18 protein-coding genes and 1 riboswitch are annotated in these 20421 nt (G+C 72.9%); of the genes, 8 read left to right on the top strand and 10 right to left on the bottom strand.

What is annotated here, in order from left to right; genetic code table 11:
* Nucleotides 1-13: 13 nt before the first annotated feature.
* Nucleotides 14-916 (top strand): RNA polymerase sigma-70 factor, encoded by a 903-nt coding sequence (locus tag ACZ6W9_RS34005; RefSeq protein ID WP_389962383.1) that lies wholly within the window; start codon nucleotides 14-16, stop codon nucleotides 914-916.
* A gap of 123 nt (nucleotides 917-1039) precedes the next feature.
* On the opposite strand, the gene ACZ6W9_RS34000 is transcribed toward ACZ6W9_RS34005, so the two are convergent.
* Nucleotides 1040-3880, bottom strand: a complete 2841-nt coding sequence (locus ACZ6W9_RS34000) for an ATP-dependent RNA helicase (protein WP_470121446.1) — start codon at nucleotides 3878-3880, stop codon at nucleotides 1040-1042.
* 85 nt (nucleotides 3881-3965) lie between these two features.
* Nucleotides 3966-4805, bottom strand: coding sequence for an undecaprenyl-diphosphate phosphatase (locus tag ACZ6W9_RS33995; protein ID WP_389962364.1), 840 nt, complete (start codon nucleotides 4803-4805; stop codon nucleotides 3966-3968).
* 146 nt (nucleotides 4806-4951) lie between these two features.
* Here ACZ6W9_RS33995 and ACZ6W9_RS33990 point away from each other — a divergent pair, with 146 nt between their 5' ends.
* Nucleotides 4952-5443 (top strand): SigE family RNA polymerase sigma factor, encoded by a 492-nt coding sequence (locus ACZ6W9_RS33990; protein WP_389962361.1) that lies wholly within the window; start codon nucleotides 4952-4954, stop codon nucleotides 5441-5443.
* Nucleotides 5440-6579 (top strand): hypothetical protein, encoded by a 1140-nt coding sequence (locus ACZ6W9_RS33985; RefSeq protein WP_470121444.1) that lies wholly within the window; start codon nucleotides 5440-5442, stop codon nucleotides 6577-6579. Before ACZ6W9_RS33990 ends, ACZ6W9_RS33985 begins: the two co-directional genes overlap by 4 nt.
* 47 nt (nucleotides 6580-6626) lie before the next feature.
* Here ACZ6W9_RS33985 and ACZ6W9_RS33980 read toward each other — a convergent pair whose 3' ends face one another.
* The 3 genes from ACZ6W9_RS33980 to ACZ6W9_RS33970 form a co-directional block, all read right to left on the bottom strand.
* A complete protein-coding gene (locus tag ACZ6W9_RS33980) occupies nucleotides 6627-8129 on the bottom strand; it encodes a M28 family metallopeptidase (RefSeq protein ID WP_389962355.1) in 1503 nt (500 codons plus the stop codon).
* Nucleotides 8130-8387: 258 nt separating this feature from the next.
* Complete coding sequence (locus tag ACZ6W9_RS33975) at nucleotides 8388-9959, bottom strand: M28 family metallopeptidase (RefSeq protein WP_470121442.1); 1572 nt, start codon at nucleotides 9957-9959, stop codon at nucleotides 8388-8390.
* 222 nt (nucleotides 9960-10181) lie between these two features.
* Nucleotides 10182-11915, bottom strand: coding sequence for a M28 family metallopeptidase (locus tag ACZ6W9_RS33970; RefSeq protein ID WP_389962348.1), 1734 nt, complete (start codon nucleotides 11913-11915; stop codon nucleotides 10182-10184).
* 271 nt (nucleotides 11916-12186) lie between these two features.
* On the opposite strand from ACZ6W9_RS33970, the gene ACZ6W9_RS33965 reads away from it, so the two are divergent.
* Both ACZ6W9_RS33965 and lipB read left to right on the top strand, forming a co-directional pair.
* Nucleotides 12187-12375, top strand: a complete 189-nt coding sequence (locus tag ACZ6W9_RS33965; RefSeq protein ID WP_362936580.1) for a PspC domain-containing protein — start codon at nucleotides 12187-12189, stop codon at nucleotides 12373-12375.
* A 127-nt stretch (nucleotides 12376-12502) separates the two neighbouring features.
* Complete coding sequence (lipB, locus tag ACZ6W9_RS33960) at nucleotides 12503-13153, top strand: lipoyl(octanoyl) transferase LipB (protein WP_362936583.1); 651 nt, start codon at nucleotides 12503-12505, stop codon at nucleotides 13151-13153.
* A gap of 41 nt (nucleotides 13154-13194) precedes the next feature.
* Here the strand turns inward: lipB and ACZ6W9_RS33955 are convergent, their stop codons facing one another.
* From ACZ6W9_RS33955 to ACZ6W9_RS33945, 3 genes are read right to left on the bottom strand one after another with little or no spacing between them, the layout of a single operon-like run.
* Nucleotides 13195-13824, bottom strand: coding sequence for an HAD-IA family hydrolase (locus ACZ6W9_RS33955; protein WP_470121437.1), 630 nt, complete (start codon nucleotides 13822-13824; stop codon nucleotides 13195-13197).
* Nucleotides 13760-14479 (bottom strand): thymidylate synthase family protein, encoded by a 720-nt coding sequence (locus ACZ6W9_RS33950; RefSeq protein ID WP_470121433.1) that lies wholly within the window; start codon nucleotides 14477-14479, stop codon nucleotides 13760-13762. The genes ACZ6W9_RS33955 and ACZ6W9_RS33950 overlap by 65 nt, the downstream gene beginning before the upstream one ends.
* Nucleotides 14480-15184, bottom strand: a complete 705-nt coding sequence (locus ACZ6W9_RS33945) for a hypothetical protein (protein ID WP_362936592.1) — start codon at nucleotides 15182-15184, stop codon at nucleotides 14480-14482.
* Between the two features lie 355 nt (nucleotides 15185-15539).
* Here ACZ6W9_RS33945 and ACZ6W9_RS33940 point away from each other — a divergent pair, with 355 nt between their 5' ends.
* Nucleotides 15540-16508 carry an anti-sigma factor RsbA family regulatory protein gene (locus ACZ6W9_RS33940; RefSeq protein ID WP_389962334.1) on the top strand — a complete coding sequence of 323 codons (969 nt, stop codon included), beginning with the start codon at nucleotides 15540-15542 and terminating at the stop codon, nucleotides 16506-16508.
* On the opposite strand, the gene ACZ6W9_RS33935 is transcribed toward ACZ6W9_RS33940, so the two are convergent.
* Nucleotides 16392-16931, bottom strand: coding sequence for an STAS domain-containing protein (locus ACZ6W9_RS33935; RefSeq protein WP_389962331.1), 540 nt, complete (start codon nucleotides 16929-16931; stop codon nucleotides 16392-16394). The genes ACZ6W9_RS33940 and ACZ6W9_RS33935 overlap by 117 nt on opposite strands.
* A gap of 48 nt (nucleotides 16932-16979) precedes the next feature.
* Nucleotides 16980-17981 carry an MBL fold metallo-hydrolase gene (locus tag ACZ6W9_RS33930; RefSeq protein ID WP_470121430.1) on the bottom strand — a complete coding sequence of 334 codons (1002 nt, stop codon included), beginning with the start codon at nucleotides 17979-17981 and terminating at the stop codon, nucleotides 16980-16982.
* Nucleotides 17982-18267: 286 nt separating this feature from the next.
* Here ACZ6W9_RS33930 and ACZ6W9_RS33925 point away from each other — a divergent pair, with 286 nt between their 5' ends.
* Both ACZ6W9_RS33925 and ACZ6W9_RS33920 read left to right on the top strand, forming a co-directional pair.
* Nucleotides 18268-19071 carry an SAM-dependent methyltransferase gene (locus tag ACZ6W9_RS33925; RefSeq protein WP_389962325.1) on the top strand — a complete coding sequence of 268 codons (804 nt, stop codon included), beginning with the start codon at nucleotides 18268-18270 and terminating at the stop codon, nucleotides 19069-19071.
* A 110-nt stretch (nucleotides 19072-19181) separates the two neighbouring features.
* A riboswitch (ZMP/ZTP riboswitch) is annotated at nucleotides 19182-19264 on the top strand.
* Between the two features lie 12 nt (nucleotides 19265-19276).
* Nucleotides 19277-20353 carry a bifunctional 5,10-methylenetetrahydrofolate dehydrogenase/5,10-methenyltetrahydrofolate cyclohydrolase gene (locus ACZ6W9_RS33920; protein WP_470121428.1) on the top strand — a complete coding sequence of 359 codons (1077 nt, stop codon included), beginning with the start codon at nucleotides 19277-19279 and terminating at the stop codon, nucleotides 20351-20353.
* Nucleotides 20354-20421: the final 68 nt, after the last annotated feature.

Here is a 20421-nt window from a genome sequence, read left to right as displayed (position 1 = left end):
GGGAGGTGACGGCGTGGTGGACGGCAGGCCGGTGGGGACGTCCGGCGGAGCGGGGGATCTGGACCACGCCGTCGCGGTGTTCGCGGACGTGCGGCCCCGCCTGTTCGGCATCGCCTACCGGATGCTGGGCAGCGCCGCCGAGGCCGAGGACCTGGTCCAGGACGTCTGGCTGCGCTGGCAGGGCTGCGATCGCGCCGCGGTGGACAACCCCGCCGCGTTCCTGGCGACGGTGACCACCCGGCTGGCCATCAACGAGAGCCAGAGCGCGCGGGCGCGGCGCGAGACCTACGTCGGCCCCTGGCTGCCCGAACCGGTCGACACCGGCGCCGACCCCTACCTCGGCGCCGAGCGGGGCGAGGCGCTGGAGTTCGCGGTGCTGGTCCTGCTGGAACGGCTCTCGCCCACCGAACGGGCGGCCTACGTGCTGCGGGAGGCCTTCGACTACCCCTACCGGCAGATCGCCGAGATCGTCGGGGCGAGCGAGCCGGCCGTCCGCCAGCTGGTCAGCAGGGCCCGCAGGCACGTGCTCGAAGGACGCCGCGCGCCCGTGGCCAGGGACGAGCAGCGCCGGCTGCTGACGGCCTTCGTCACCGCCGCCCGCTCCGGCGACCTGGACGCGCTGGAGGAGATCCTCGCCGCGGACGCGATCAGTTACTCCGACGGCGGCGGCGCGGTGCGCGCCTCCCGTTTCCCCGTTGTGGGCGCGACCCGGGTGGCGAAGTACGTCAGGGCGTTCGCGAGCCACTTCTGGGACGGCGTCGACGTGCGGTACGCGAGCACGAACGGGCAGACGTCCGCGCTGCTCAGCCGCGACGGCGAGGTGTTCACGGTCCTCACGGTCGACGCCTCCGCCGAGGGCATCGACCGGGTGCTGTGGATGATGAACCCGTCCAAGATCACCGCCGCACCCGCCTGACCGGACCGGCCGGGCCCGCGCCGTACGGCCTCGTGACCGTGACGGCGCCCGGCGGGAGCGGCCGCACCCCGCGCTTCTCCACGGCCGCGAGGACAGGACGGTTCGCGCGATCCGGGCGCGCTCTCAGCGGCGCGGGTTGGCGCGGCGGGTGGCGACCGCCGACAGGGGGTCCTCCGGCCAGGGATGGCGGGGATAGCGGCCCCGCAGCTCCGCCCGGACCGCGCGGTAGCCCTCGCGCCAGAACGTGGCCAGGTCGCCGGTGACGGCGGCCGGACGGCCCGCCGGGGACAGCAGGTGCACCACCAGCGGCACCCCGGCGATCCGCGGGGCCTCGTCCCAGCCGAACAGCTCCTGCAGCTTCGCCGCCAGGACCGGCCGGTCGCCGGAGTAGTCGATCCTGACCCGCGAGCCGCTGGGCACCTCGATCCGCTCGGGGGCGACCTCCGCCAGCCGGGCGTTCCACGGGACGAGGCGGTGCAGCGCGGCGGCCACGTCGACGCGCTCCAGGTCGGCGCGGCGGCGGGCGCGCGACAGCTCCGGCTCCAGCCACCGGTCGGCAGCCTCGACGAGGGCGTCGTCGTCCGTCGCGGGCCAGGGGTCGCCGAGCGCGCGCCGACAGAACGCCAGGCGCTCGCGCAGCGCGACGGCCTCGGGCATCCAGCGCAGCAGCGAGAGCCCCTCGGCGCGCAGGCCCGCGAGTACGGCGGGCCGGACGTCGGCGTCGCGCAGCGGGACCGACGACAGTTCGACGGCGCCCAGGCGCTCCACCCGGCGTGCCGAGACGTCACCGCGCCGCTCACCCGGCGGGATCCGCCAGGCGACCTCCTCGGTGGCCTCGTACAGGGACGCGGCGGCCAGCCGGGCGGTCTCCTCGTCGATCACGACGGCCTGCCTGATCCTCGCCGCCGCCGACCCCACCGGCCGGTCCGCCACCGCGATCGCCAGCCACTCCGCGTCGCCCAGCCGCGACCCGGCGGGCGGCTCCGCCGCCGTCCCCGACGCCATCAGGTACGCGCCGCCGCGCCGCCGGGCCACCCGCTCCGGGTAGGCCAGCGCCACCGTCAGCCCGGCCACGGCGTCGTCGGACCCGGGCCCGCCGGTTCCGGGGCCGCCGTCTCCGGATCGCCGCGTCCCGGAGCGGCCGGCCGCGCGTTCACCGCTCCCCGGACGGCGTGACGGTTCCGGCGCGGTCCCGTCCCGTCCGGCGTCCTCACGGGGTACGGCGCGGGCCAGGCGGGCGGCCTCCCCGCGCCAGCGGGCCGGGAAGCCGTCCCCGGGCCCGTTCCCACCCCGCCGGACGGAACGCCAGATCGCCACCAGGTCGTCACCGGCGTCCCGGGGCAGCGGCTCCGACAGCAGCGCCACCACCTCGGCGGCCCGGGGACCCGCGTCGATCAGGGCGCGGGCCAGGCGGGGGTGGACCCCGGCGGCGGCCATCATGCGGCCCCGGGCGGTGACTCGGCCTCCGGGGACGCCGGGAGCGCCGGGAGCGCCGAGTCCCCCGGGAGCACCGGGGGCGCCGGGTCCGCCGGAGGCTCCCAGGGCTCCCAGGGCGAGGAGGGTCCGCCGGGCGGCGTCCATCGCGGCCGGCGGGGGCGGGTCGAGCAGCGCGAGACCGGTGGCCTCGGGGTCGCCCCAGCAGGCGGCCTGGAGGGCGAAGCCGGTCAGGTCGGCCAGGGCGATCTCGGGCCGCGCGTACTCGGGCAGGCGGTCGTGCTCGGCCTGCGACCAGCACCGGTACACCGTTCCCGGCGCCTCGCGGCCCGCCCGCCCGGCACGCTGAATGGCCGACGCCCGGGACGCGCGGACCGTGACGAGCGAGCCCAGGCCGCGGGCGTGGTCGGTGCGGGGCTCGCGGGCCAGACCGGAGTCGACCACGACCCGGACGCCGGGCACGGTCAGGCTCGACTCGGCGACCGAGGTGGCGAGCACGACCCGTCGTCCCCGGCCGGGGGAGAGCACCGCGTCCTGGACGCGGGCCGGGGCCTGCCCGTGGACCTGGAGGATCTCCGTGTCCCCGATGCCCCCGGTGTCCCCGCCGAGCAGCGCGGCGACCCGGCCGATCTCGCCGACCCCCGGCAGGAAGCACAGTACGTCCCCCTCCCGTTCGGCCAGGGCGCGCCGTACGACGGCGGCGACGTGGGACAGGAACGCCGGGTCCACCTGCAGGCCGCGCGGCGGCGTCACCGGGCCCGGCGGGGGCGCCCAGACGGGCGTGACGGGGTGCGCCTCACCGGAGGCCCGCACGACCGGCGCCACGTCGCCGCCGGAGACGCCGGTGCCGTACGGCGCGCCGCCGGACGCGTGGTCGCCGCCCGCCGCGCCGGAGGACGGCGTGCCCGGTGCCGTGCCGGACGAGGCGCCGCGAGGGTCACCGGACGCCGCGTCGCCGTACGGCGGGGCGCCGGAGCCGAGCAGCCGGGCCCACGGTTCGGCGTCGGCGGTGGCGGAGGCGGCGACGATCCGCAGGTCGGGACGGAGGGTGGCGCGGACGTCGAGGAGGAAGGCGAGGGCGGTGTCGGCGTCCAGGTGGCGCTCGTGGCACTCGTCCAGCAGGACGGTGCCGACGCCGGCCAGCTCGGGGTCGCGTTGCAGCCGCTGGAGCAGGACCCCGGTGGTGACGACCTCGACGACCGTGTCCGGTCCGGCCCTGCGCTCGCCCCGGACCGAGAACCCGACCTCCGCACCGACCCGGGAGTCCAGCATCCAGGCCATCCGGCGGGCCGCGGCCCGCGCCGCCATCCGGCGGGGCTCCGCGACGATCACCCTCCCCGGTTCCTGGCCGGGAACCGGCTCGCCCGCGGGTCGGCGGGCTCCGGCGAGGCCGGCCAGGACGAGCGGGACGAGCGTGGTCTTGCCCGTGCCGGGCGGCGCGGCGAGCACGGCGACGCCGCGCTCGTCCAGTGCCGCGAGCAGTTCGGGCAGGGCGTGGCGGACGGGCAGGTCGAAGCGGTCGGGACGCACCCGTCCAGTCTTCCCGATCCGGACGACCGCGCGGTCCCGGCCCTCCGGGGCGTCCGTCGTCCCGGTTGCGCCGTCCGCGCGGGTACTACGCCATGGGGTTGAGGACGCCGGAGGAGACCAGGGCGATGATGACGACGCCCAGGATGATCCGGTAGACCACGAAGCCGGTGAAGCGGTGGGTGCTGATGTACTTCAGGAACCACGCCACCGCGGCGTAGCCGACGAAGAACGAGATCACCGTCGCCAGGATGGTCGGCCCCCACTCGGGCGCCCGGCCCTCGCCGATCTTGAACAGCTCCAGGAACCCGGATCCCAGCACGGCCGGGATGGCCAGCAGGAAGGAGTACCGGGCGGCCTCCTCCCGGCGGTAGTCGAGCACCAGGCCGGCGCTGATCGTGCCGCCGGAGCGGGAGACGCCCGGGATCAGGGCCAGCGACTGGGCGAGGCCGTACACCAGGGCGTGGGTGAGGCTGAGGTTCTTCTGCAGCGTGAGCTTGTTGCGGGCGGTGCGGTCGGCCAGCCACAGGATCACGCCGAAGACGATCAGGGTGGTGCCGATCAGGCGCAGGTCGCGGAAGACCGTCTCGATGCTGTCCTTGAACAGCAGGCCCAGCACGACGATCGGGATCGTGCCGGCGATGACGTACCAGCCCATCCGCGCCGCGTGGTGGGACCGCAGGTCGGGCCGCCACAGCGACCGGGTCCAGGTGGAGATGATCTCCCAGATGTCCCGGCGGAAGTAGATCACCACCGCGGCCTCGGTGCCGAGCTGGATCACCGCAGTGAACGCCGCACCCGGGTCCTGCCAGCCCAGGAGCGCCGAGACGACTCTGATGTGGGCACTGGAGGAGATCGGCAGGAACTCCGTCAGCCCCTGTACGAGCCCGAGGACCACCGCTTCGAACCAGCCGATCAACGTGGGCACCTTCCATCCCAGCACGTGCGTGACCTACGCGAGATTAGCGGAGGTGGAGAGTCGCCGCGCCTCGGTCATTCGGTTGAGATCGCTGTCAACCGGGTGCGGGGCCCCGGCGGTAGTCATTCTCGAAGCCGTACGCGGGAGGCAAAGGAATGACTGAGTTCGCGGACTACGTCGCGCAGCGGCACGAACGGCTGCGAAGAACGGCGTATCTCCTCACCAGGGACTGGGCCGAAGCCGAGGATCTGGTGCAGACGGCGCTGGCGAAGGCGTGGACCGCCTGGCGGCGGATCGACGGCAACCCCGATCCGTACGTCTACCGGATCATCACCAACACACATGCCTCCTGGTGGCGGCGGCGCTGGCGGGGCGAGGTGCCTACCGAGGTCCTGCCGGAGCAGGCGATCGAAGGGGACTTCACCGACGGCGTCGGCGAGCGGGACGCGCTGTGGACGGCGCTCGGCGTGCTGTCCGTCCGCCAGCGGGCGGTGGTGGTCCTGCATTACTTCGAGGGGATGACCCTGGCCCAGGTGGCGGACGTGCTCGGCTGCTCGCTGGGGGCCGTGAAGAGCCAGCTCGGCAGAGCGCTGGCCCGGCTGCGGGTCGATCGGGGAATCGGGACGATGACGGAGGCGAAGCGATGATCCACGACGAGCACGACCTGAGGGACCTGCTCATCGAGCGCAGCGGGGGCGGCAGCGGGGGCGCCGCCCACCTGGAGGAGATAATCGCCAAGGGGCGCCGGATCCGGCGGCGCAGGCGTGTGGCCGCGGTCGTCGCGGTGCTGGCGGTCGTGGCCACCCCCGCACCGCTGCTGCTGCACGGTGGCCGGGGGACGGCGTCGAACATTGCGGCCACGGTGGAGGCGCCCCGGGAAGAGGGGATACGGCTGGCGGGTGCGCGGTTCGAGACGGAGGGGAAGACCGAGACTCTCTCCTTCGTCCCGAGGACGGACCGGTCCTCCTACCGGGTGAACTGCGCCGGTCCGGTGCAGACCTTCGTACGCTTCGGGAACCGGGTCGATCGCAGCGACTGCGGAAGCGATCGGGGGCGTCAGCGGACCGCGCTCGGCACGCTCGAAGGAGCCGGGGAGGGGACCGCCGCCGAGATCCAGGCGTTCACCGTACGGACCTCGCAGGTTCCACCGGAGATCATGAGGAAGACGACGCTCACACCGGAGGATTTCGACCGGGTGCTGGCGGGCGCCGCACCCGGACCCGGCTTCTGGGAGATCGCGGTCCACGACGGCGGTGTCTCCACCCGATCCTGCTCGCCGGACATCTGCCTCGACAACGGCACGATGTCCGCGACGAAGGGCGAGCGGAATCTGGGCGGTCTTCCCGACAGCCACACGGTCGAGAGCCGCTCCTACACGAAGATCAACAAGAGGTTCCGGGTGAAGGCGGCGACAAGCGGGCCGGGCTCGGTGTACGTCCGATGTGAGGACGCGGACATGTACGCGTTCATCTGGCCGGGCGTCCGCGACGGCGGCGTGCTCGCCGTGGCGCGGCCGTGCGGGCCGAAGCCGGCGAAGTGGGACTTCCTGAGCAGCGACGGCGTCACGGTCGCGGTGGTGCCACGCGACCGGGTGCCGTCGGGGACGGACTTCATGTCCGATCTGCAGAAGAGCGCGGAAACGGCCGAGGGGATCCTCGACGGGCTCGCTCCCGCCCCCGGGAACTGGGATGTCGCCGTCCAGCAGTGGGATGTACCCGCACCGCGGGCGGATCGTTCCTCCGGCCCCGGCGAGGAGGGGGCCACCTTCACCTCCGAGCACTGACCTTCCGGTACGGCTCCCGCCGCGGGGCGGGAGCCGTACCGGGGCTCCTAGCGGGTGATCTTCACGTCGTCGATGCCGGCCTCGACGAGCGAGGCGGTGGAGGCGTCGGCGGCCTCGACGAGGATGCGGACGGTCTGCCCGGCGTAGGCGGAGACGTCCGCCTCGGCCGCGGCCCAGGCCCCGTCGCGGTTGGCCGCCGCGCCGAGCTGCTGGAAGACCTGGGTGGTGGTGGAGCCGACGACCTTGACGCGCAGGTAGTCGGCGCTGGAGGAGTTGGAGCCGTGCGCGAGGTACCACGAGAAGCCCAGCTTGAGCGGGCCGCCCGACGGCAGCGTGATCGGCGGCGACTGCACGGTGGTGGTGCCGCCGTCGATGTCGTGGTCACCGGCCGAGGCCCCGGCCAGACGTCCGGTGACCAGGTCGTTGACGCCGCTGACCGTGGTGCCGAGCTGCTTGGCGCCGCTGGAGGCGGTGGCCTCGGGGTCGCCGCGCTCCCACTGCCCGGCGGTGGCGGTGTCGGTGCCGGACGGGTTGACGGTCCAGCCGGTCGCCGTCTCGAAGGTGTCGGAGTAGACCGTCACCGGCGGGGTGGCGGTGGCGATCGTCCACACGGCGTAGGCGATCGCGTCGGCGTTGCGGTTCAGTGCGGTGTCGTTGACGTTGGAGACGGTGTCGCACGAGCGGTGGTAGCAGGAGTCGAACGCCGCGCCCGCCGTGCCGCCCCACAGGCTCGCCTGGGAGCTCGACTTGATGCCCTCGGCCCCGGTGAACGTGCCGCCCGCCGGAATGCCGACGCTGATGAACGGCCCGTAGTCGGAGCGTCCGTCGAAGTCGGTGCCCCGGGTCGGCACGCCGATCGAGGCGAAGTAGGCGGCGAGCGTCGCCTCCAGCTGCGCCGAGCCGGCCGGGCCGGGGCCCGAGCCCACGCCGTCGGAGTTGTCGCCGTCGTAGATGAAGTAACCGGGGTTGGGAGAGCCCACCATGTCGAAGTTCAGGTAACCCTTGATCTTGGACCGTTCGGTGGACGGCAGGTTGTTCACGTAGTACTGCGAGCCGCGCAGGCCCAGCTCCTCCGCGCCCCACCAGGCGAAACGCAGGTGCTTGGACGGCGCCAGCCGCTGGCGGGAGACCTCCAGCGCGGTCTCCAGGATGGCGGCGCTGCCGGAGCCGTTGTCGTTGATGCCCGGTCCGGCGGTCACGCTGTCGAGGTGCGCGCCGACCATGAGGACGTCGTTCGCGTCGCCTCCGGGCCAGTCGGCGATGACGTTGTAGCCGGTCGCCCCGTTGTAGCTGAACGACTGCAGGGTGGTGGTGAAGCCCGCGCCGTCCAGGAGGTTCCTGACGTAGTTCGCCGAGGCGAGATAGCCGGGGCGGCCATGGGCGCGGTTGCCGCCGTTGGCGGTGGCGATCGACTGGAGCTGGGTGAGGTGGGCCTTGACGTTCGTCAGCGAGATGTCCGGCGGGGCGGCCGCCGAGACGGCCGGTGCGGTGAGCGCCAGCGGGACGGCCAGGATCGCCGCCGCCCCGATGCTCCACAGTTTGCGCATCATGCTCCTCGGGTTGGGAGGTGAGGGGATCCCCCGATCGGCGCGCGCCTTCGTGGGGCGCGTGCCGTACAACCTGGTGGTGCGCCTGCGCGCCGCGGACGCGGCGCGTTCGGTGTGGTTCCGATGTGGTTCTGGTCCGGTCCGGTGCGCCGTGGACACGGCGCGGGTGCGGCCCGGTGCGCCGCGGAGGCGACGCCCGGTGTGGTCCTGTGTCGTCCTGTGTGGTCCGGCCGCGCCGCGGGGACGGCGCGGCCGGGTGGGTCAGCTCGCCGCGCCGTGGGCCGGGGTCCGCGCCGGGGCGGCGGCGGCCTTGGCCTGGGCGGCGGCGTTCCGGTCGGGGATGCCGGTCAGGTCGTAGGCGTACCGCGCGGTCGCGTAGGCGACGGCCCTGGCGTTGCGGTCGAGGGCGGCGGCGTTGACGTTGGCGATGGTGTCGCACACGTCGTGGTAGCAGGGGTCGTACGGCCGGCCGGCCGTGCCGCCGAAGCGGGCGGCCTCCTCGGCGGTCTTGATCCCCTCGGCGCCGGTGAAGATGCCGCCGGAGGGGATGCCGTTGGCGATGAACGCGCCGTAGTCGGAGCGGCCGTCGAAGTCCGTGCCCTTGAACGGCAGGCCGCGCTTGCCGTAGTACCGCTCGAAGACCTTCTCGATCCCGGCGGAGCCGTCCGGGCCGGGGCCCGAGCCCTCGGCGTCGGAGTCGTCGCCGTCGTAGAGGAAGGTGACGTCGTTCGGCGAGGCGACCATGTCGAAGTTGAGGTAGAGCCGGATCCGGTCCCGCTCGGCCTGCGACAGGCCCGCGACGTACTGCTCGGAGCCGAGCAGGCCCAGCTCCTCACCGGCCCACCAGGCGAACCGCAGCCGGTTCTTGGTGGGCAGGTGCGCCATCTTCAGCGCGGTCTCCAGGATGGCGGCGCTGCCGGAGCCGTTGTCGTTGATGCCGGGGCCCTCGGGGACGCTGTCGAGGTGGGCGCCGGCCATCACGACCTCGCCGGCGGCGCCGTACCGGGACTCGGCGATGAGGTTCTTCGCGTGGCCGACCGTGGTCTTGGCGTCCACCTTCAGGTGGACGACCGTGCCCGGGTCACGGGCCAGGTCGAGGCCGACGGCGGTGCTCGTGATGACGATCGGGAAGCCGAAGCGCCATTCGCGGATGTCGAACCCGAACGGGTCGGTACGGCCGGGCTGGCCCTCGTTGAAGAAGATCACGCCGGCCGCGCCCGCGGCCTTCGCGTTCGTGGCCTTGTCGATGAACGCGCAGGTGCCGCGCTGGATCAGGGCGATCCGGCCGGGGACGAATCCAGCGAAGTCGGAGCTCTCGCAGCCCGCGGTGGAGGTGTTGGGGACGGGCGCGGGCGGGATGACCGGGTCGACGACCTGGATCTCCGCGGTGACGTCCCCGCCGTCGGACGGGGTCACGGTGACGAAGTCGGTGGGGTTGGCGTACGTCTTCGCCTCGGGGGAGACCTTCTGCAGGACCGAGGGGGAGAACTCCTCCCACTTGATCGGGAACTCGACGTCGGTGGTGGACACCTTGTAGCCGGCCCGGGTCACCTTGTCCCTGATGTAGGCCAGCGAGGCGTCGTAGCCGGGCGTGCCCACGGCCCGGTTGCCGCCGTTGGCGCCGGCGACGGCCTGGAGCGCGTCGAGGTGCTTCTTGACGTTCTGGCCCTTGACCAGGTGGGCCACGGCCTCCGCCAGGATGTCGGAGACGCCGGACGCGGCGGGCGCGGCGGTCCCGGCCGTCGCGGCGGGTGCCGCGAGGGCGAGGGGAAGGGCGACGGCCGTGACCAGGACGGCCGTCCTGACCGTGCCGCGGCGTGACGTAAGGCGCATTGCGCTCCTCGGGAGGTGGAACGTGGAAGGTCCCCCGTGTGTACTAAGGCGGAACGTACCGTCATAAACGGCCCGCGCCTAGATCCTCCCGAACGGGGATGTGAAACGTTATGGGGCTCCCCTGGTCGCCGCGGCACGGCCCGCGCGGGCCCCTTCCGGTCCCGCGGTGCGGCCTGCTTCCCGGGTACGGCTCCCGCCCGGCGGGAGCCGTACCCGGGGTCCTCAGAGGAGCCGGTCGGATCCCCAGTTGATCCTGACGTCGTCGACGCCGGCCTCGACGAGCGAGGGGTTGGCCTCGTCCGCGGCCTCGATGAGGATGCGGACGGTCTGACCGGCGAACTGGGAGATGTCCGTCTCCGCGGTGGCCCAGGCGCCGTCGCGGTTGGCGGGCTGGCCGAGCCGTTCGAACACCTGGCGCTTGTCGCGGCCGACGACCGAGACGCGGAAGTAGTCGGCGTCGGTGGCGTTGGCGGCGTGCGCGAGATACCAGGAGAAGGAGAGCTTCAGCGGCCCGCCGGCCGGCAGCGTGATGGGCGGCGACTGGATGCTCGTCCTGCCTCCGTCGATGTCGTTCGCGCCCGCGGACGACCCGGCCCGCCGCCCGGTGACCAGGTCGTTGACGCCGCTGGTCGTGGTGCCGAGCTGCTTGGGGCCCTCGTAGGAGGTGGCCTCGGGGCGGCCGCGCTCCCACCGGCCGCTGGTGGCGGTGTCGGTGCCCGCGGGATTGGTGATCCAGCCGGTCGCCGACTCGAACTCGTCCTGCCAGACGGCCTTCGGGGGCGCGCTCAGCGAGAGCGTCCACACGGCGTAGGGGACGGCGCCGGCATTGCGGCCGAGCGCGGTGTCGTCGATGTTGGAGGTGGTGTCGCACTGCTGGTGGTAGCAGGAGTCGAACGGCCTGCCCGCCGTGCCGCCCCACAGCTGGACCTGGGTCAGGGACTTGATGTCCTCGGCCCCGCTGAAGACGCCGCCCACCGGGATGCCCGCGGCGAGGAACGAACCGTGGTCGGACCGGGCGTTCAGCTGGACCTCCGCGACGGGCACGCCGATGGAGGCGTAGTAGGCCCGGAAAGTCCGCTCCAGCTCCTCGGAGCCCTCCGGGGCCGGGACCCCGGTGGTGTTGTCGGCGTTGCCGCCGTTGTAGACGAAGTAGCCGGGGTTGGGGGAGCCGATCATGTCGATGTTCAGGTACGCCTTGATCTTCGCGCGCTCGGCGGCCGTGAGGTTGTTCACGTAGTGGGCCGAGCCGCGCAGGCCCAGCTCCTCCGCGCCCCACCAGGCGAACCGCAGGTGCCTGGTGGGTTTCAGCGCACGGCGGGAGACCTCCAGCGCGGTCTCCAGCAGGGCGGCGCTGCCGGAGCCGTTGTCGTCGATGCCCGGTCCGGCGTTCACGCTGTCGAGGTGCGCGCCCAGCATGAGGACGTCGTCGGGGTCGCCTCCGGGCCAGTCGGCGATGACGTTGTAGCCGGTCAGGCCGCCGTAGGTGAACGGCTGCAGGGTCGTGGTGAACCCGGCGCCGTCGAGGAGGTTCTTGACGTAGTTCGCCGAGGCGAGGAAGCCGGGGCTGCCGTGGGCGCGGTTGCCGCCGTTGGCGTCGGCGATGGCCTGGAACCGGGCCAGGTGCGCCTTGATGTTCGCCAGCGAGAGGGTCGGCACGGGGAGCGGGGTCGCCGTCGGCGGGGCGAACGTCGCCGGGGCGAACGTCGGCGGAGTGAGGGGCGGGATGAGCGTCGGCACCGCGAGGTCCGGGGGAGCCGTCCGGGCCGGCGCCGGGACGGCGTGCGGCGTCGCCGGGGGAGCGGCGCCCGGGGCTGTGACCGGGACGGCGTGCGGGGCCGCCGGGAGCGTGGCGACGGGCGGCACCGTCGGCGGGGCGGCCGCCGAGACGGCCGGTGCGACGAGCACCAGGGGCACGGTGAGGATCGCCGCCGTTCCGGCGGTCAGGTGGTTGCGCATTCATGCTCCTCGGGTCGGAAAGGACGTGCGGGGCACTCCGAGGGGCGCGCACCCCCGTAAACCGTAAGCGGCGTAAAACCCCGAGGCGGGTCTGACGCGCCGGTCGGGAACGCGAAGGCGGACACGGGTTTTACCAGGTGAAGCGGGTCGCTTCCGGGAAAGGCGAGGCCGGCGCGACCCTGTCAGGGTTTTCTCAGGGTCGCGTGGGGAACGTGGACGTCTCGGGCCCTCGTTGAACGGGGTGGAAACGACGACTCGGAAAGAGGAAGAAATGCACCGTTCGGTCAACCACAAGGTCATCGCCGGCGTCTGCGGCGGGATCGCGGAGAGCCTCGGCGTGCCGCCCACCCTCGTCCGGGTGCTGTGGCTGATCCTCTCGCTCCTTCCCGGGCCGATGTGGGTCGCCTACGTCGTGCTGTGGATCGTCATGCCGAAGGCCTCCGCGGCCCCCCGTTACTAGAAGCCGCCCGCTACCGGGAGCCACCCGAACCGAAGGCGGCCCTAACCGGGAGCCGCCCGAACCGGAGGCCGGCCGCCGACGGAGGGCGGCCGCCGCCGGGACCCGCAGGGGAAAATATGCTGGGGGCATGAGGCAACGTCCCCTGTCGCTGATCCAGGACGAGCTGGTCGAGTACGAGAAGGCCATGGAGCGGATGACCGACCTGGTCGGCGGAAGGCAGCGCGACGAGCGCCCCGACGCCCTCTGGCTCCTCAGCCACCCGCAGGTGTACACCGTCGGGAAGCGTACGCTCCAGGAGCACCTGCCCGATCCGTCCCACGGCATCCCGGTGGTGACCACGGGCCGCGGCGGGCAGCTCACCTACCACGGCCCCGGCCAGCTCGTCGGCTACCTGATCGTCAAGCTCGACGAGACCGAGAAGATCGTCGACTACGTCCGGGAGGTCGAGCTGCGCCTCGTCCGCGCGCTCGGCGCGCTCGGCGTCCCGGCCGAGCGCCGCGACACCCCGCCCGGCGCCGAGCTGCTCACCGGGGTGTGGACCGTCGAGACCGGCCGGAAGATCGTCTCGATCGGCATGCGGCAGAGCCGCGGCGTGACCAGCCACGGGTTCGCCCTCAACGTCGAGGGCGACCTGTCCCCGTGGAACTGGGCGGTGCCGTGCGGCATGCCGGAGGTCGACATGACCTCCCTGAGCCGCGAGATCGGCTCCCCGGTCGGCATGGACCGGGTCCGGGCCGCGGTCGCCGAGGCGTTCGAGGCGTCCCCCGAACCGGTCTGATCCCTTCAGGTCGAGGCGTCCCCCGAACCGGTCTGACCCCTTCAGACGGTTCCGAGATGGGTGACGGTCCGATGGACCGGGACCTCCGGGACGCACGCCGCCCCGGTGCGGTTCACCCAGCAGAAGTCCACCCCGGCGGCCCGCGCGCAGGCGCCGTCGCTCGCCGGGGAGTCGCCGACCATCAGCGCGTCGCCGGCCTCGGCCTCCAGCAGGCCGAGGGCGTGGTGCAGCAGGTCGCCGTCGGGCTTGCGCATGCCCACCTCGGGCGCGATCACCACGTGCCGGAAGAACCCCCCGATACGGGTACGGCGCAGCTTGGCCCGCTGCACGTCGGCCAGGCCGTCGGTCACCAGTGCCAGGGGGAGGCGCCGCGCCAGCCGCCGCAGGGCGGCGCGGGCCTCGGGGAACAGGGCCACGTGCCGCCCGAGCGCGTCCTCGAACGCCGCCGCCACCCCGCGGGGGGCGCCCAGCCGTGCCCAGCGTTCCAGCCGGAGCTCCGCCAGCGTGATCCGGTGTTCGCGGTAGGCGGCCCAGAGCGGCTCGTTGGCGGCGTGGAAGGCCGTCAGGAACTCGGCGTGGTCCATCCGGAAGAACCGGCGGCGGACCTCAGCCAGCGCGGCGCGCTCCGTCCGGGCATAGTCGACCACCGTCCCGTCCAGGTCGACCAGCATCACCCGGTGCCGACCCGCCCTCGCCGAGCCCATCGCGCTCCGACAGCCGGAGGATCTCCTCGACCGCCGCCGCGTCCACCGCGTAGATGTGCGGAACGTCGACGAAGACCCTCATCGCCCCACAGCCCACTCCGAGGTCTTCGGCGACCTCGCCCTGGATACTACGCAGCGGCACGTAGTTCAGGTAGGAGGTGAGGGCGTTCTGTGACCGGAAGGCCGCGGTCATCGCCAGCCGCCCCTCGCGGAGCCGGAAGGCGAGGCTGGTCAGGCAGGGCACCGCGTCCGGCGGCTCACCGGGGACGGTCAGGGAGATCCAGGCGCTCTTGGTGTACGGCTTGGCGCGCAGCACGCCGGCCGCCCAGCGGAGCTGGTCGACGCCGAGGAGCTGCCGGAGCCGGCCTCCGTAGCTGTACTTGAACGGCGGGATCACCACGCGCTCACTGAACTTCCTGGAGTACGGCGGGATCTTCCGGGCGTCGCCGTAGGAGCGCAGGACCGGGTCGTCCCAGCCGAGGCCGGTGATCTCGAACAGCGCCGGCGGGGCCTCGAGGACCGGGCCGCGGTCGTCCTCGGCGGGCAGGCCGTGGCGTCGCACGTGGCGCATCAGCCAGATCCACGTCTCCCCACAAGACGCGAATCTGAGGTAGTCGGACATTCAGGTCTCCACGTTGGGGAAATGGTAGGGATTGTGGGGAAGCCTGCGGCGGCGGGAGACGTTCGCGCGGACGTAGTAGATGAAATAGTGGATCAGCGCGATCAGTCCGATGACCACCATGAGCAACGCCGGATTGGGATCGGCGCCCACCAGGCCGAGCACGCCGACCGCCATGTAGGCGCCGTTGACCACGGCGAGCATCATCACGTTGACGCCCGGCCAGGCGAGCGGCGCGTACGTCTCGGGATAGCGGGGGTCCACCGGCAGGTTGGGGGTCCAGCCCAGCGCGGACAGGTGGTCCTTGAGCTGGACGACGTAGAGCAGGCGGAAGTTGTTGATGGCGCGGGCGGTCCGCATGTGGGCGTTCACGGCCTCGATCAGCCGCAGGAACGGCAGCATGTTCAGCAACCCGAACGCGGTGACCATCGCGAACAGGTAGCCCGGCACACCGTCCCACGAGGTCAGCGCCCGGGGGTCGATCACCTTCGTGCTGGCCAGCGCGATCGCGGCGGCGAACGGCGCCGACAGCAGGCTCATGGAGAGCCTGGTCATCTTGAGCCGTTCGTCCTTGGCGGAGAGGTAGACGTTATAGGTCCCGGTGAAGTCGACGGCCACGAGCTGGAGGAAGTCCTTCGGCTCCACGGGCAGGTCGTCCAGCCGCTCGGGCAACGACTCCGCGGTCATGCGCGGCACCATTTTTCGCATCGGGACCCACTTTCGTGATGTAGTGGACCGTCCCTGGTGACACGATTTTGACGCACCTGTCAGCGCCGCGCGCAGGGTTTCGCGACATCGTTCGAGAAGTTCTCTTTTTTCATTATTTTTCTTGCTTTTTATAGTTAATTCGGCTGACCGCTCCACGGCAGGTGTGCCTCCCCGCGCACGGGGCACGAGAACGCGAGGGCCGTCGTCCCGGGACTCCGGCTCGGGGATCGGAGACCGGGACGCCCGCCGGAGCCGGCTGTTCCGGCGGCGCGTCGTCCGGCGGCCCTCCGCGGTCGCGGCACCGCGCATCCGGGCATCCGGGCCGCCGCGGCCCCGCAAGGACGGGTTGGAGCCGATGGACATCACCGGAACACACGACACACTCACGGGATCCGCGAAGACGCCGGGGCTGCACCACGAGCTCTATCTCTACTCCGGGGAGGCGCAGTTCCTCTCCGGGGCGCTGTCCTTCATCGAGGACGCCCTGACGGCCGACGAGGTCGTCCTGGTCTCCGTGCCCGAGCGGAGGGAACGGATCCTGCGCGCGGCGCTTCCCGCCCCCGACCCTCGCGTGGCGTTCATGGACTCCTCCCGGCTGGGCCGCAACCCCGCCCGGCTCATCCCCGCCTGGCAGCGGTGGACCGCCGAGTGGGCGGGGAGGGGACGACCGGTGCGCGGCATCGGGGAGAGCGGCTGGGACGGGCGGAACGCCGCGGAGACCATTGAGCTGTGCTACCACGAGTGGCTGCTCAACGTGGCGTTCACCGCCTCGCCCGACTGGTGGCTGCTGTGCCCCTGCGACACCGCCGCGGTCGGCGCCCGGACCGTGCGGGAGATCGCCCGCTGCCACCCGTTCGTCCTGGAGCGGGGCGTCCACCGCGGGCACGCGGCGTACAGCGCCGACCCCTTCGTCTGGGACGAGCTCGAACCCGCCCCCGGCCCCCTCGAGGAGATCCCCTACGGGCCGGGGGACCTCGCCGCGGTCCGTGACGCGGTCACCTCCCGCGCCGCGCCGTACGGGCTGCGGAGGGAGCGGCTGAAGGAGGTCCTCGTCGCGGTCACCGAGGCGGCCGCCAACAGCATCGTCCACGGGGGAGGGCACGGCGTCCTCCGCGTCTGGACGTGGCGGGGCACGTTCGTGTGCGAGTTCCGTGACGAGGGGGTGATGGCCGACCCGATGGCCGGCCGCAGGCTCCCCGAGGCCGGGTCACTGGGCGGCCGGGGTCTCTGGCTGATCCACCAGCTGTGCGACCTGGTCCAGATCCGGTCCGCCCCCGGGACCGGCACGGTCATCCGGCTGCACATCGACCTCGATCCGTACTGATCCCGGTTCCGGTTCCGGCCGGCCGGGGTCCCGTTCCGGACCCGTGTCCGCCGCCGTCTCGAAACGCTCCACGGCCTCGGCCGTGGAGGCCGCCGTCTCGAAGTAGGGCAGCAGGCCGGTGATCCGCAGCATGTGGAGCAGGGCGCTGGACGCGCCGGCCAGCACCATGCGGGTCCCGGCCTCCCGGCTCCGGCGCATGCCCCACAGCAGTCCGGCCATTCCGGTGGAGTCGCAGAAGGTGAGCCCGGCGAGGTCGAGGACGAGCAGCTCCGGCGGGCCGGAGTCGCGGTCCAGGGCCCGGGCGAGCTCTCGTTGGAACATCTGGGCGTAGTCGTAGTCGAGTTCACCGGTGGTACGGACGACGGTGACGACGCCGTACGAGTCCGATGATATGAGGAGCGCCGTCGCGCCTTCGGATGACATCAGGGGGCTCCTTAGACCCGCAGTTCTCAGGGCGGGTATCCATCCGTCTTACCAGGTATACGGGCTGCGGGGCGGGATATGACCCGTTTCTGCGGTGATTCTTTCCCGTCCTCCACGGTCCGGGACTCCGTCCGCGCCGCCGGCTCCGGCTGCGGATCCGGTTCCAGGGCCGCCCGGGGCGCTGTCCGGGGCCTCGTTCAGGGCGCTGTCCGGGGCGCTCGGGGCGTCGTCCGGGGCGTCGTCCAGGGCGAAGCGGAGGTAGCGCTCCGCGGAGCGGCGCACGGCCGCGGCGCCGTCGGTGCGGACGACCCGTTTCCACCACCCGCCGTAGACGCGGTCGAAGCCGTACGGCTCCAGCAGCGACAGAGCCCGGCGGACCGTGCGGGGACGCTCCGGGATGAGGTTCGGATAGCTGTACATGAAGCTCACCCAGCGGCGGTCGGGCACCACCTGGAGGATGTCGCCGGAGAACAGCGCGCTCCGGCCGTCCTCGCCGTCACGCCAGTGCATCACCTGCCCGCCGTCGAAATGCACCCCCGCGTTGATCAGCGTGAGGCCCTCGGCGATCTCGTGCGTGTCGCCGTCCCAGAAGACGACCGACTCGTCGGGGCGGGCCACCCACCGGCGGTCGGCCGAGTGGACGTGGATCGGGGCGTCGAAGACGTGCGCCCACTCCACCATCGTGCCGTAGAAGTGCGGATGGCTGATCGCGATGGCGTCGATCCCGCCCAGCTCGTTCACCTGTCTGATCAGGTCGTCGTCCAGGTGGGTGACCATGTCCCACAGCACGTTGCCGGACGGGGTGCGCACCAGCAGCGCCCGCTGCCCGATGGCCGTGGCCGGGTCGGTGCCCACCCCGAACACGCCCGCCCCCTCCTCGGCGACCACGGACCGGTGCCCGGCTCCGCGCAGCTCGCGCAGGGAGGTCCAGCGCTGCCCCTCCCAGCCGACGTACTGCCGCTCGTCCTCGCAGATCGGGCAGTCGTCACGCGGTTCGCCGTACTGGACCCCGCAGGTCACGCAGATCGGCAGATCGCTCACGTCGTCCACATCGTTCCTCCTCCGGCTCGCCGATGGATCCTCACCGCGACGGGGGCCTTCCAAACCGGGGCCGACGGCCTTCCCGGACGGGCCCCTCCTACCCCGGGAGAGCCGGTTCTCCCAGTAGGACCGGTTCCGGGCGACCGCCGCGCGGTCTTCACTCGGGCCGACGCCCGCTCCGGACGCCGCGGGGGAATATGAGCCGGGAAAATGTGAGGAGTTCTCGGCTTTGGTCCGCCATAATCCTCGCCCGCTCCTTTATGATCGGCGGAAACGCGTGAAGGTGGGATGAGACGTGAGCGCTGTGCCCGAGGGGATCGACCCGGCGGTTCCGAGCGTTGCCCGGATCTACGACTACCTCCTGGGCGGCAAGGACAACTTCGCCTCCGACCGGGCCGCGGCCGAGAAACTCATCGAGATCACGCCGAACGTCCGGGAAGGGGTCCGGGCCAACCGGCGTTTCCTGCGCAGGGCCGTACGGTTCATGGCGGAGCAGGGGATCCGGCAGTTCCTCGACGTCGGCGCGGGCCTGCCCACGCAGGAGAACGTGCACCAGGTGGCGCTGGGAGCCGACCCCGACTCCCGTACGGTCTACGTCGACAACGACCCCATCGTGCTCACCCACGGGCGCGCCCTGCTGGCCGAAGACCAGCGGACCATCGTCGTGGACGGAGACCTCAGGGAACCCGAGGCCGTCCTCGACGACCCCCGCGTCACCAAGCATCTCGACTTCACCCGGCCGGTGGGCGTCCTCCTGCTCGCCGTACTGCACTTCGTCCCGGACGACGACCTCGCCGAGCGGATCGTCGCGACGCTGCGCGGCCGGCTCGCCCCCGGCAGCGCCGTGGCGATCAGCCACCTGTCCTTCGGGGACCTCGACGAGAACACCGTCCGCCAGGGGCGCGAGCTGTACACCCGGACCGCCGCGGGCTCCCCGACCCCCCGCACCCACGCGCAGATCCTGCGTTTCTTCGACGGCTTCGAACTGGTGGAGCCCGGCCTGACGACGACCGAGGACTGGCGTCCCGAGGCGGACGAGCCCCGCCTCCCCAAGATGCCCGGCGTCGACGGCTACAGCGGGGTCGGGCTGCTGCGCTGACGGACGCGCCGCCCCGGCCGGCCGTCGGCCGGTCGAGACGACCGGCGGGGCCGGCCGACGCGGATGATCGGCGGGGCCGATTGGCGGGGAAGGGCGGCGATCGGGCATCCTGGAGGCCAAGCGACTGGCGGCACGGGGATGGCGTCAACCATCGGGGAGCTCGTCGTGGGGGTCGACCGCCTGGGCACCCACTCCGAGGAGACACATGTCCCAGCCTCCGTACGGTGACCCCGCGCCCGTGACCTCCGGCTCCTCCGGCTCCTCCGGCGACGCCGCACCCACCGCTTCCGGCCCGTCCGGTTCTCCCGCCGCCTCCGCCGTCTCCGGCGACGCCGCGCCCACCGCGCGGCTCCTTCCCGCCGCCTCCGCCGTCTCCGGCGACGCCGCGCCCACCGCGCGGCTCCTTCCCGGCGGTCCGGTGGCCGAGCGGATCCTCGCCGAGGTGGCCGGACGGGTGGCCGCCCTGGTACGGCGGGGCGTCACGCCCGCCCTGGCGACGGTCCTCGTCGGTGACGACGACGCCAGCGCCGGATACATCCGCATCAAGCAGCGCCAGGCGGCCGAACTCGGCTTCGCCTCCCCGCACGCGCACCTGCCCGCGGACGCGACCCAGGCCGACCTGCACTCCGTCATCGAGTCCTTCAACGCCGACCCCGCGGTGCACGGGCTGCTCGTGCAGTACCCCGTCCCGGCGCACCTGGACTACGACCGGGCGCTGATGGCCGTGGACCCGGACAAGGACGTCGACGGCATGCACCCGCTCAACATGGGACGGCTCGCGCTCGGGCTGCCCGGTCCGCTGCCCTGCACCCCGGCGGGCATCGAGGAACTCCTCGCCCACCACGGCATCCCGGTGTCCGGCCGGGAGGTGGTCATCCTCGGCCGGGGGGCGACCCTCGGCCGCCCCCTGGCGATGCTGCTCGGGCAGAAGCGGCCCACGGCCAACGCGGCCGTCACGGTGGTCCACACCGGGGTGCCCGACTGGACCCGCTACACCCGGCGCGCCGACATCCTGATCGCCGCCGCCGGGGTGCCGGGCATCATCCGGCCCGAGCACGTCAAACCGGGCGCGGTCGTGATCGGCGGCGGCGTGCGCTACGCCGGACGCCGTCTGCTGCCCGACGTGGACGAGTCCTGCGCCCAGGTGGCCGGCGCCATCACCCCCAGGGTCGGCGGCGTGGGCCCGACGACCGTCGCCATGCTGTTCCGCAACGCGGTCGCGGCGGCGGAGCGCGCCACGGCCGCCGCGAACGGCCCCGGGGACCGGAGGATCTCCGGCTGACCGGTCCTCTGCGGGATCCGGGGGCTCTGGCCGGCCGATCCTCTGTGGGACCCGGGGGTCTCCGGCCG

Source organism: Streptosporangium sp. NPDC053982, from assembly GCF_055585205.1.
This window is presented reverse-complemented; position numbering and strand designations above follow the sequence as displayed.

What these genes read in the sequence shown, in the direction of transcription:
- ACZ6W9_RS33980 (WP_389962355.1), bottom strand. Translation starts at nt 8,129, where the DNA reads ATGATGCGCAAACTGTGGAGCATCGGGGCGGCGGCGATCCTGGCCGTC.
- ACZ6W9_RS33970 (WP_389962348.1), bottom strand. Translation starts at nt 11,915, where the DNA reads ATGCGCAACCACCTGACCGCCGGAACGGCGGCGATCCTCACCGTGCCC.
- ACZ6W9_RS33950 (WP_470121433.1), bottom strand. Translation starts at nt 14,479, where the DNA reads ATGTCCGACTACCTCAGATTCGCGTCTTGTGGGGAGACGTGGATCTGG.
- lipB (WP_362936583.1), top strand. Translation starts at nt 12,503, where the DNA reads ATGAGGCAACGTCCCCTGTCGCTGATCCAGGACGAGCTGGTCGAGTAC.
- ACZ6W9_RS33955 (WP_470121437.1), bottom strand. Translation starts at nt 13,824, where the DNA reads ATGCTGGTCGACCTGGACGGGACGGTGGTCGACTATGCCCGGACGGAG.
- ACZ6W9_RS33935 (WP_389962331.1), bottom strand. Translation starts at nt 16,931, where the DNA reads ATGTCATCCGAAGGCGCGACGGCGCTCCTCATATCATCGGACTCGTAC.
- ACZ6W9_RS33990 (WP_389962361.1), top strand. Translation starts at nt 4,952, where the DNA reads ATGACTGAGTTCGCGGACTACGTCGCGCAGCGGCACGAACGGCTGCGA.
- ACZ6W9_RS33940 (WP_389962334.1), top strand. Translation starts at nt 15,540, where the DNA reads ATGGACATCACCGGAACACACGACACACTCACGGGATCCGCGAAGACG.
- ACZ6W9_RS33945 (WP_362936592.1), bottom strand. Translation starts at nt 15,184, where the DNA reads ATGCGAAAAATGGTGCCGCGCATGACCGCGGAGTCGTTGCCCGAGCGG.
- ACZ6W9_RS33965 (WP_362936580.1), top strand. Translation starts at nt 12,187, where the DNA reads ATGCACCGTTCGGTCAACCACAAGGTCATCGCCGGCGTCTGCGGCGGG.
- ACZ6W9_RS33975 (WP_470121442.1), bottom strand. Translation starts at nt 9,959, where the DNA reads ATGCGCCTTACGTCACGCCGCGGCACGGTCAGGACGGCCGTCCTGGTC.
- ACZ6W9_RS33920 (WP_470121428.1), top strand. Translation starts at nt 19,277, where the DNA reads ATGTCCCAGCCTCCGTACGGTGACCCCGCGCCCGTGACCTCCGGCTCC.
- ACZ6W9_RS33985 (WP_470121444.1), top strand. Translation starts at nt 5,440, where the DNA reads ATGATCCACGACGAGCACGACCTGAGGGACCTGCTCATCGAGCGCAGC.